This window comes from Streptomyces sp. NPDC001750 (genome assembly GCF_042892615.1).
GTDB lineage: Bacteria > Actinomycetota > Actinomycetes > Streptomycetales > Streptomycetaceae > Streptomyces.
In genome coordinates, this window is record NZ_JBIAUE010000067.1 from 1 (window position 1) to 10,507 (window position 10,507).

Below are 10,507 nucleotides of genomic sequence, written 5' to 3' on the forward strand. Positions count from 1 at the left end.
CCTGGAAGCGTTCGGCGGCCCGGCGCAGGGGCCAGCCGTCCTCGACCACGCAGCGGGCCAGGCGCAGCCGTCCGGTCTCGGTCAGGGGTGCATTAGGTGGGGCACGAGGGCCTTTCGTTCGGTGCAGACGTCGCAATCCACACCGAGCCCGGAAGGCCCTCACCTGTTCAAGATCCCTCAGCCGAGATCTCACTCACCCCGTCCACAACCTCCCCGGACAGAACACCTAGGGAATGACACGGTTCCTCAGATTGTGCGGGTAGGGGCCTTCGCCGTGGATTCTCAGTTCCGCGGCCACGTCGAAGCTATAGTAGGGATGCGAGGTGAAGTAGCTGTCCAGGTTGGTGCCGCCGAAGCAGATGAGATCCGCTCCACCCGCCGAGTTGGGCCCGTTGCACAGGCTCAGCGTCGGGTACTGGAATCCGTCGAGCGGGCGGAAGCCGGTGCCACCGGGGCCGGGAACGGGCAGGTGACCGACGAGCCCGCCAGGGTCGCCCGCCCAGTTCGACTCGCCGGGCTGCCGCCGGCCGTCGGCGAACAGGATTCCCTGGATGTTCCGTCCGGGCGGTTCGGTTTCCAGGACGGTGCCTGCGACGAGGGCGCCGAGGCTGAATCCGACGATGTACACCTTGGTACTGAGGTCGCACCCGTGGGTGACATAGAGGTTGTAGAGCGCCGTCCTGAGGTTGGCGACACCGGCGTCGACATCGGCGTACAGGTTGATGTCGTTGGCACTGTTGGGGTAGGGGATGCGCACCGGATTGGCTCCCTCGGGAGCGAGAGCTGGGTCCAGGAGCTTCTGGGCCCCGCCGTCCTGCCAGCCCGGGACCACGAACATGACCGGCCCGCAGGGCTGGGCGGGCCGTGCAGGTACGGCCCGGGCCGTACCGGCCGACCCGATGACGGCGCTGGCGATGCTGGCGATCGACAGGACGATGGCCAAGAACCATCTCTGTCGCGGCTGTACGAAGCTTCTCGTCACGTCTATTCCTTTCGTTGATTGCGTCCGGTGCGGGCCGGGCTACGTCAGGAACGCCGACTGGGCGGCGTTGTAGATTGCCTGCTCCTCGTCACCGAGGTGGGTGGAGCTCATGTTGGGGCCCTCCTGCCAGCCGAGGACGCCGATGATCTGGCCGTGGGCGTCGTAGCGGGAGAAGACTCCGGTCTGGAGGCCCGCGCCGGTGCGGGTTGCGTGGAAAGCGAAGTGCTTGACCGAGCATTCAGCGCCTGGAGCCTGATCGGGTCGGCTTCCCGTTCGTTCCACCCGATCGGGTGTCAGGTAGAAAATCAGGTACGCGCACGAGAAAGAGAGCGATGGCTTCTCAGGAGCCTCAACGGATCGGCAGGACAGCCTTCAGTGTTCTCACGGCGCGCCCCTCATTCGGGTACACGTGATCGAGGATCAGAACGAACTCACGGCGCGACTCAGCGGCGACCGCACCCGCGCCTGGGGGCCTGCCGCGCCAGTTCATCTGCCGACTGCGGCCCGAGCATGGATGGTCGCCGCCGTCTGGTACGACAGCCCGGACGCCCGCAGGCTCACCCAGGCCCTCCACCGCGAGCAGGTAGCGACCTACGGCCGAGCCGACGACCCCGAAGCCACCGAAGCCGCTGAGTTCGAACCACCCAGCGGTGTGTTCCTCCTCGCCGCCCGCGCGGACGGCACCGCCTTGGCCTGCGGCGGGTGGCGCACCGCCGGACCCACCACCGCCGAGATCAAACGCATGTACGTCACCCCCGTCATCCGCGGCCACGGTTTCGCGCGACAACTCCTCGAAGCTCTGGAACACGATGCTCGCCAGCACGGGATGAGCGAGGCGATCCTGGAGACCGGTGTCAGCAACCTTGCCGCGCTCACGCTCTACATCCGTTGCGGATACACCCTGGTCGCTCCCTACGCCCCTGGCCGCGACCCCCGGATCAACCGAGCGCTGAGCAAGGCACTGGGGACGTCGGCCGAAAGGGCAGTAGTCCGGCAGCGCGACGCTTCCCGCGATCGCCACCTACAGCCGCAGCGACGCCCGCGTGACCACGCACAAGGTTCGCCGGCCGCCCCGGGCCTTTCAACCCGCTCCAACAGGAGCAGGGGGCAGACACATCGTCCCTCAACTCCCCCGGAAGCCAAAGAGCGACCGGGAGAAGAAGGCGGAGCTGCGCAAGCAACGGCGGCGGCTCCAGGACGCCGGACGGCGCCGCTTCGTCTCCGGGCAGTCGCGCTGGCCTCTGCCCCGGCAGAATCGGATCGGCAACGCGGCCGCGCGCCGTGATACCCGCGCTCTGTCCCGGGTGCGGCACTCCAACGCCTGGCTGTGGTGACGATGCCGCGCATCGCCCACCGAGTGGACCGCGCGATGCTCTGCATTCCCGGTGCACGATGCCGGCATCGGGTGGGCTCCACCTGGTGGGTTCCACCCGGTGTGCATCGGCTGACGGTGGACTCCACTGAGCTTCCGCCAACTTGAAGCCGCAAGCGTCAGCGGCCAGTTGGAATTCCCCGGTGGCGGCCACTTGGTGGGGAGTTGTCTGGCCACCGATGGTCACTCTGTGTTGATGTTCCACATCGCTCAGCGGCTCGCGGATGAAGCCGGAAGGAGGCTCCGGCGTGCTCGGTGCGGCGATGGCGGCGGGTGGCCCGGTGGTGATCAGGGCCTGGCTATCGGTGGTGACGAGATGCGTGTTGTTGCACCTGCCGTAGCGGCATGTGGTGTCGTCGAGGTACCACCCGCAAGAAAGGCTCGCTCTGCGATGTACCCCTCCGTCACGTCTCCTCGCCAGGTCAAGATCGGTGATGCCGCCGCCTTCGCCGGGACCACCCCGCGCGCCATCCGCCACTACCACCAGATCGGTCTGCTGCCGGAGCCCGAGCGAGGCGGTGACGGTCGCCGCCGCTACGACTACGACGACATGATCCGTCTGCTGTGGGTCCGCAAGATGGCGGAGGCCGGAATCAGTCTGGACGACATGCGGGCCGCCTTCGACGGAGCCCGCGACATCGAGGAGACCCTGGGCCGGCTGGAGGAGACCCTGGCCGCCCAGGAGGCCGACATCAAGCGTCAGCGCGCGGCAGTCCAGCGCCTGCGGGCCGTGGGCAGCCCGCTGGGTCTGCTCTCCCAACTGGTGACGGACCGGCTCAGCCACCTGCCTCCGGGCGCACTGCGCCCATCCGACCTGGACGCCCTACTGGTCACGGAACGGATCTTCGGGCCGTTGGGAGCCGCTGTCCAGGCCAGCGTGTTCATCGTGCTGGCCACCCACCCCGACCTGCGGGCCGACGCGGACCGCCTCGATGCGGCCGACGTCGCCCTCGACGACAGCGTCGATCCCCATGACCCGCGTGTCGAAGAGCTCGCCGCGCAGCACTGTGCCCACCACAAGGCTCTGGTGCAGGCCATCGAGGCGGACGGGGTGGACGCGGCTGAGGAGAAGCTCTTCGAGATCTACGACGCCGACCTGGCGGGCGAAGAGGACGCCCGGATGAGCGCCTTCGAAGCGGTCACCAAAATGCCGTACGAATTCTCTCCCGCCCGGATGCGATGCATGGAACTCACGGCAGAACTCCTCGCCCAGGACGACCAGGACACCCCGGACGACAGCTGATCGCCTACGACAGGCACGGACGGACCAGTCAGCCGCCCCTTCGCCTGTACACGACCGGCCGCATCAGGCGTTGGCTGCGGGGAGACGGAGAGTGACATCGCAACTGGCCGTACGTGGGGAATCCGGACTGGCCGCTGACACCCGTCGGGCGGGCCTGGTCGCGCAGATGTCGAGCTTCAGCCGCCTCGGCGCCGCGACCGGCCGGGACCCCGCCGCGCTCCGGGACACCCTGGAAGGCACGTCCGGCACCTGCAAGGAGTGCGACGCTCCGCTCCCAGCGACCAAGCCCGGCGCCAGGAGTCCCCGCCAGCACTGCTCCGCCCGCTGCCGTCAGCGAGCCCACCGAAGACGCCACCGCCCGGACCAGTCCACTCAACCACATTCGCTGGCCCGCGAGTTCTGCGCGAAACCCATCGCCGAGACGGCCGAGGGAGAAGCACGGCGCTGGTGTTCATCGCGCTGCCGCCACCGGGCACGCCTCCAACCGGCCGGACCGACCGTCCTCAAGCGGCAGACCGACCTCCCCGAGCAGAGACCCACGGTCGGCTGCAGTCGCTGCGGCACCCCCACCGACCCAGGCCGGACCGGCGCCCGCCGCTACTGCTCCGCCGCCTGCCGTCAGACAGCGTTTAAGCGGCGGAAGGAAGTACAGAACAACGTCCCCGCCCACGACGGGCTGATCAGCCAGTGACCACTCCACGAGCGGACAGCAGTCGCAGCCCCCTCGGCTCACCCGCCTGCCCATCCAGGTCCGGCCCCGCCTCGGCGAGGGCACCGATTCCTTCATCCGCCGTCTCGCCCGCGCCAACCCCTGCCCCACAAATACCTGCTCAGGATCCTTTGCCGACGCCACAGTTACGGGACCCCAGACCTCGACCTGCTGGCTCAGGTCACCGGACAGACCGTCACTAACCTGCGACGGACACTCCCCGATGCCCCGGGAGGCGTTGACTCCGACCCGGCTCGGACCTGCATCTTCTCCACGGCGCTCGACCGCCAGGTCACAGACTCCCTGACCAGGCTCAACCTCGTCATGCTCCTGTTCGACGCCTACCAGGACGGCACCCACCGGCACCAGCTCAGCACCCGCTACAAACTCGATCGGCGCATCGTCCGCATCGCACTCCAGCATCAGCAACCACGCGGCCCCCCTGCGCCACACCCACAACCTCATCACGCTCCTGGCCGCGATCGACCCCGCCGACCTGCACGACATGCTCACCCCAATGACGCCGCCACCGCCCCCGTGATCACGGCCCGGGCTGTTGGGCAAGCGGCGTCAGCCGGAGAACGAAACTTCCCCGTTCAGATGGTCCGCGATGCGCGCGATGGTCCCCGCGTTCTCCTCGAACAAATGCGCCTGCATGCCGACTGCCCGGGCGGCCTCGACGTTGACCGCGACGTCATCGACGAACAGACAGTCCTCCGGGCGCACTCCCAGCCGGGCACAGGTCACCTCGAAGGCGCGCGGGTCGGGCTTGCAAACGCCGATCTCGTGGGAGTAGACGATCTGCTCGACCAGTTCGTCAAAGTGGTACGCGGCTACCTCCGGCTCCCGAGCACCGACAAAGCTGTTGCTCAGGATGCCCAGCCTGCACCGCAACCGCAGACCCCGCACATACGTGATCAACTCATTGTTCGGCGATCCCAGATACTCGGCCCACAGATCCGCCATGAAGGCTTCCACGTCAACAGCGTCGAGACCGAGACGATCAGCCACCTGATCTCGCACCTCAGGCTCGCCAACCGCTCCGATACTGCCCGCCTGCCAGACCTCTCCCAGCCGCTCGTGCACAGCACCCGTCGGCAGCCCGAGCCTCTGTTCCCAGCGTCCAACCCACCCCGTCTCGGGAGTGAGCTCCAGCACTCCACCGATATGGAGAATGACGCAGCGCGAGTCCAACGGATTCCCCCTCGTTCATCGCGTGGTCGAGCCACCGGCGCGCACGCAGTTCGTTCATGTGATCCACGCACACTCTCGGCCTTCGCTCCAGGGCAAGGTCAAGGAACAGGCAGCCCCCGTGACAGTCCTTTGAAAGCCGCCCCCGTTGCCGCTGAACCTGCAGGGCGCTGCCTCACCCCCCTTCCGAGAAACGTAAGGCGGATCTGCGCAGATCGGCCTCCCGACCGGCCGACGCACTCTGCGTCCCCCAGGCCATAGCCCTGCCCGACGCACGGTCAAACTTCGGTGGCAAACCGTCAAACTTCGCTTTCACAGGTCAGAGGCAGTCTCTCAGAATTCCGCCGCACAACGTGCAGGTTTCGAGAGGACTTTTGCGAACGGCGACCTGCGGAAACGTGATCGCCTCCGGGCCTCTCGCAGAACTCTCGCATCCGGTCGTTTATGAGATGAGGCGGAGCGTCAGAACGCGTAGTCTCAGGGCCGTGGCTGATCGGATAGGGGGCGACCGGAGTACGCCGAAACCTGCATCCGTGGTTTGCGAGTCGGCTGTCGTCCGCCGATTGCCTTCAGGCGGGATCAGTGACGCTGATCTGAGCGGTCTATCGCCGTCCCGGGCGGCTTGCGGCCGATCTCGACGCGACCAATGAGTTTAACTCCGTCGTGCAGTCCACACCATGAACACACGTCGGACACGCACATATCCCAGGAGCAGCGCATGGGTCAGTTGGCAGTGGTGAACTTCGTCTCTCTGGACGGCGTCATGCAGTCGGTCCTCTCGGCCGACGAGGACCGGGACGGCGGGTTCGACCAGGGCGGGTGGGTGCTGCCCTATGTCGACGACACGGTGGAGCGGTTCATGAGCGAGGCGACCGCCGGGGCGGGGGCGCTGCTGCTGGGCCGCCGGACGTACGAGATCTTCGCCGCCACGTGGCCGTACGCCGACATGAGCGACCCCGCGGTGGCGGCGATGAACGCGATGCCCAAGTACGTCGCCTCCCGCACGCTCAAGGAGCTTCCGTGGGAGAACTCCGCCCTGCTCGGGCCCGACCTGGTCGAGGAGGTGGGCCGCGTCAAGGCCGCGTCCGAGTCCGAGACGGTGGTGCTGGGCAGCGGTGAACTGCTGGACAGCCTGGTCCGGCATGAGCTCGTGGACGAGTACCGGCTGTTGGTCTTCCCGCTCCTCCTCGGCGGCGGCAAGCGGCTCTTCGCAGCGGGCCGGAGTCCGCGCCGCCTGGCGCTCACCGCGACACAGCGGACGCCGTCCGGAGTCCTGATCAACACCTACCGCCGCGCCGGGGACTGAGCCGCCCCGACCGCGTGTGCGGGACCCTGGGCGCTCGCACCCGCGCCCGAGGAGGAGCCGCAGCTAGTACTCCAGTCTGACTTCGCGATCTTGTGGCCGTACCCGGCCGGGAACGGGTACGGCCACCGCGTGATCATCGGTTGGTGTGTGGACAAACGAAGATCGTGCGGTGGCCGCGGGCCATAGCGTAGACCCTGCCCGCTGGCGGGAGATGTTCGACCAGGCCATGGCCCGGATCGCGGGCAGGTTCAGGCGAGCTGAGCCCCGGGGCGCGGCCCGCGCCTACCTGCTCGGGCTGCTGTCGAGCGTCGAGCGGAAGAACTGCTGGCAGCTGGCCGAACAGGCCGGCCTGGCCCGGCCGGGGCCGATGCAGCGCCTGTTGCGCTATGCACGCTGGGACGCCGACGCCGTCCGCGACGATGTCCGTTCCTACGCCGTCGAACACCTCGGCACCGACGGCGCGGTGCTGATCGTGGACGAGACCGGCTTCGTGAAGAAGGGCCATGCCTCGGCGGGCGTGCAGCGCCAGTACACCGGCACCGCCGGACGTATCGAGAACTCCCAGGTCGGCGTCTTCCTCGCCTACGCCACCAGCCGGGGGCGGGCCCTGATCGACCGTCGGCTCTACCTGCCCGAGCACTCCTGGTGCTCTGATCCCGAACGCCGCCGGGCGGCCGGGATACCCGACGAAGTGCAGTTCGCGACCAAGCCCCGCCTGGCCGGGGAGATGATCGCCGCCGCGCTGGATGCCGGGATCACCGCTTCCTGGGTGACCGGCGACGAAGCCTACGGCCAGGACCCCCGGCTCCGCGCCGCCCTCGAGGCACGCGGCATCGGCTACGTGATGGCCGTCGCCTGCTCGATGCGGGTGAGGATCAACCACGGCCGCACTGCCGTCCGTGCGGATACCGTCGCCGGCCGCCTGCCCGCCACGGCCTGGCAACGGCACAGTGCCGGCAACGGCGCGAAGGGGCCGCGGTACTACGACTGGGCCTGGATCCACATCGGCACCGGCGGCCACCGCCACCTGCTCATCCGCCGCAACCGGGCCACCGGCGAACTCGCCTTCTACCTGTGCTGGTCGCCCATCGAAGTGTCCCTGTCCGAACTGGTCCGCGTCGCCGGCATCCGCTGGAGCATCGAGGAGTGCTTCCAGGCCGCCAAGGGCCAGGTCGGACTCGACCACTACCAGGTCAGGCACTGGACCGCATGGCACCGGCACATCACGCTCGCCATGCTCGCCCTCGCCTTCCTGACCGCTCTCGCCGCCGACGCGGCACCGCACCACCCCGCCGATCCACACCACCCCGCCCGCAGCAGCGACCCGATCACGCTGACCGTCCCGGAGATCCGCCGCCTCTTCGGCGCCGTCTTCCACCCGTCGGCCATACCGGCGGTCAGACTGCTGCACTGGTCCAACTGGCGCCGACGCCACCAGGCAACAGCCCGACGCAGCCACTACCGACGACGGACCACCGACGAATCTGCCGGGTAGATCACGAAACCGTACTGGAGTACTAGGAACTGGGCGGTTCCGCCGCCCGCGAAGGGGGTGTCGGTGAGGAACACCTGGTGGCGAAGGCCCTCGTCCTGGTCGAACAGGCACGGTTGGGCGCCTGGGTGCGGTCGTTCGCGTCGCACGATGATGCGGGTGCCGGCCGGGTAGCCGGCCAGGTCGACCATGCCGGTCAGTTCGGCGGCCTCGGCGCCGTCCCGCAGGGTTCCGTTCTGGTCGAGGGCGGGGTGCCAGAGGTTGTCGGGGAGGGCCCGGATCGCGCGGCGGACTGGTTCGGTGACCGGGCAGCCGACCGAGAAGCGCAGGTCCAGGCCGTTCTCGCGCAGGGTTAGCAGGTGGGCCAGGAAGGCTTTCGCGCCTCCGGCGCTGTCGGCCCGGATGAGGATGGGGGGCCGTGCCGGTGGGCGTCGGGGATCTGGGCGAGCGCCCGGTCGAGGACCGTGATGTGGTCGGCGGCGGTGTTGGCTCCGGCGTTGCCGGGCCGCAGGAGTCCGGACATTGCTTCGCCGGTGTTCGCCAGGAAGCACAGCAGCGGGTGGTAGCCGAAGCCGCCCTTGTAAGTGGGTGCGGCCGCCTCCTTCTCGGAGTGGCACGTGATCAGTGTGGCGTCGATGTCCAGGATCAGGCCAGGCAGGTCGCGCCCGGCGGCGCGGGCCGCGGGCTGGCCACTCCATGGCCGTCAGCCGAGACGACGAGCTTGGGACGCGAGGCGGTATGCACGCAGAAAGTGCCTTCCTGCTGGAACGACAGAAGCCTTAGACAAGCCCTATCGTCCCAGGTCAGAAGGCACTTTCGTGTTCTCGCCCAAGATCCGGACACCGCTCAAGCGAAACGGCGAGGCCTAGCGGAAGTGAATAGGCTCCAGAGGGTGCGCGGGCTCTAGCGGGTGCGCGGGCTTCAGCGCCTGTCGTCGCAGAACCTGCGTGGTCAGCAGGGGATGACGTCCTTCACCTTCAGATAGTCGTTGTAAACCCAGCCGTACTTCGTTGACGCCGTACGGACGTAGGTGAAGCCGTCGGTCGTGCACCATACGTCGACCGAGTTTGTCACCTTGGCGCTGTCGAGGATGGCGCATTCCCACGCCGGACCGCTGCGAAGGTTCACGTCCCGGTTGAAGAGCTGCCCGTAGGGCCTGGTGTCACGGTTGACAGGAGTGACGCCACAGGCAAGGGCTCCCGGCGTCACTGCCTCACTCGCCTGCTGGGCGGATGCCGATGTCGGCGAAACCACCGCGAAGACGGCCGCAGTTGCAGCCACGGCCGCTCCGAATCTCTTGGACAGACGCAAGATCTTCCCCTTCGTAGTCATGCTCAGCGGACTCTGTGCACGCACCATGGCCGACCGACCTTCGAGAAATCTTCGGGATTCCTTGAATCCGCGAGTCGGCTCCGCCGATGAGCACGGGCCGCCGCGCTTGGACCTCGCCGCGGATGGTGGCCGGGGCCGATGTGGCCAACGACATCGTCAAGTGCCGCAAGCGTCGCGTGGACCGCTCGGACTACCGAGTGCCGGTCACCGAAGGCGAGTTGAAGGAACTTACGGCGATCTTCCGGGACGGTGTCTGCGACTGGCCAAGCCCGGGGTGGGCCAGCAGGACCTCGCCGGTACATGGCTCTCCTTCGACCGGAAGTGACAGGATCGCGGCAGGTGAGCCAAAACGGGGGCAGGTGCGCCCTCCCGCTTTGGTGCCAGTGGTGGTGATCTCCCGCGTTCGTCCAGGTCAGCACCTGTTTCCGGTCCGCTGAAGCAGCGTCACCCCTCCTCTCCTCTCCTCTCCTCTCCTTGTCGTCAGTGAGGGAGGAGAGCACCGGGGGGTGGGGGCGGCCTGGCGGCTTTCCCGGCCCCGGCGGGCCGTCTCCAGCGCCTGGCCGGGGACCGGACGCGGCGGACGAGGGGAGCGCGGGTCTGATGGCCGGAAAGCACTTCCGGGAACTGGCTGGCGCGCTGGTTGGCGAGCCGCAGGCCAACGGCGAAGCCCGTGTTGGGCGCGCACAGGCTGCCGTGCCCGGCGGCGTTGACACGGGCATGACGCAGGCCGCGAGCGAAGCCCTTCGCGGCCTGCTGGGCGGCGTCCGGGGCCGCCGGCGGCTTCGGACCTCTACAAGGAGCGGAACACCGTCGAGCGCCTGATCAACAAGCTGAAGGCCTGGCGAGGCATCGCCACCCGATACGACAAGACCCCGGACAG

At 68.2% G+C, this 10,507-nt stretch carries 10 protein-coding genes and 3 pseudogenes; 8 read left to right on the plus strand and 5 right to left on the minus strand.

Going from position 1 to position 10,507, the window contains the following annotated elements:
* Positions 1 to 226 precede the first annotated feature (226 nt).
* Together ACFYY6_RS37815 and ACFYY6_RS37820 are read right to left on the minus strand one after the other, a co-directional pair.
* Positions 227 to 982, minus strand: a complete 756-nt coding sequence (locus tag ACFYY6_RS37815) for a hypothetical protein (protein WP_351525518.1) — start codon at positions 980 to 982, stop codon at positions 227 to 229.
* Positions 983 to 1,021: 39 nt separating this feature from the next.
* Positions 1,022 to 1,264, minus strand: coding sequence for a hypothetical protein (locus ACFYY6_RS37820; RefSeq protein WP_386610719.1), 243 nt, complete (start codon positions 1,262 to 1,264; stop codon positions 1,022 to 1,024).
* Between the two features lie 232 nt (positions 1,265 to 1,496).
* Here ACFYY6_RS37820 and ACFYY6_RS37825 point away from each other — a divergent pair.
* From ACFYY6_RS37825 to ACFYY6_RS37840, 4 genes and pseudogenes are all read left to right on the plus strand, one after another.
* Positions 1,497 to 1,829, plus strand: a pseudogene (locus ACFYY6_RS37825) (GNAT family N-acetyltransferase); the annotation flags it as partial.
* A gap of 196 nt (positions 1,830 to 2,025) precedes the next feature.
* The gene (locus tag ACFYY6_RS37830) at positions 2,026 to 2,316 is read left to right on the plus strand and encodes a hypothetical protein (RefSeq protein ID WP_389197710.1); all 291 of its coding nucleotides are present in this window, start codon (positions 2,026 to 2,028) and stop codon (positions 2,314 to 2,316) included.
* Positions 2,317 to 2,745: 429 nt separating this feature from the next.
* Entirely contained in the window at positions 2,746 to 3,597 is an 852-nt protein-coding gene (locus ACFYY6_RS37835; protein WP_388653763.1) for a MerR family transcriptional regulator, read from the plus strand.
* Positions 3,598 to 3,688: 91 nt separating this feature from the next.
* Positions 3,689 to 4,288 carry a hypothetical protein gene (locus ACFYY6_RS37840; protein ID WP_386610721.1) on the plus strand — a complete coding sequence of 200 codons (600 nt, stop codon included), beginning with the start codon at positions 3,689 to 3,691 and terminating at the stop codon, positions 4,286 to 4,288.
* A gap of 588 nt (positions 4,289 to 4,876) precedes the next feature.
* Here ACFYY6_RS37840 and ACFYY6_RS37845 read toward each other — a convergent pair.
* Positions 4,877 to 5,500, minus strand: a complete 624-nt coding sequence (locus tag ACFYY6_RS37845; protein ID WP_386610723.1) for an HAD family hydrolase — start codon at positions 5,498 to 5,500, stop codon at positions 4,877 to 4,879.
* Positions 5,501 to 6,215: 715 nt separating this feature from the next.
* Here ACFYY6_RS37845 and ACFYY6_RS37850 point away from each other — a divergent pair.
* On the plus strand, positions 6,216 to 6,803 hold the full coding sequence (locus ACFYY6_RS37850; RefSeq protein WP_386610724.1) for a dihydrofolate reductase family protein: 588 nt from the start codon (positions 6,216 to 6,218) through the stop codon (positions 6,801 to 6,803).
* Between the two features lie 226 nt (positions 6,804 to 7,029).
* A complete protein-coding gene (locus tag ACFYY6_RS37855) occupies positions 7,030 to 8,298 on the plus strand; it encodes an IS701 family transposase (RefSeq protein WP_386610725.1) in 1,269 nt (422 codons plus the stop codon).
* Between the two features lie 23 nt (positions 8,299 to 8,321).
* Here the strand turns inward: ACFYY6_RS37855 and ACFYY6_RS37860 are convergent.
* Both ACFYY6_RS37860 and ACFYY6_RS37865 read right to left on the minus strand, forming a co-directional pair.
* Positions 8,322 to 8,980, minus strand: a pseudogene (locus ACFYY6_RS37860) (transposase); the annotation flags it as partial.
* 266 nt (positions 8,981 to 9,246) lie between these two features.
* Positions 9,247 to 9,606 carry an SH3 domain-containing protein gene (locus ACFYY6_RS37865; protein ID WP_386610916.1) on the minus strand — a complete coding sequence of 120 codons (360 nt, stop codon included), beginning with the start codon at positions 9,604 to 9,606 and terminating at the stop codon, positions 9,247 to 9,249.
* 107 nt (positions 9,607 to 9,713) lie between these two features.
* Here ACFYY6_RS37865 and ACFYY6_RS37870 point away from each other — a divergent pair, with 107 nt between their 5' ends.
* Complete coding sequence (locus tag ACFYY6_RS37870; protein WP_386610918.1) at positions 9,714 to 10,064, plus strand: DUF6351 family protein; 351 nt, start codon at positions 9,714 to 9,716, stop codon at positions 10,062 to 10,064.
* 345 nt (positions 10,065 to 10,409) lie between these two features.
* Positions 10,410 to 10,507: pseudogene (locus ACFYY6_RS37875) on the plus strand (IS5/IS1182 family transposase); the annotation flags it as partial.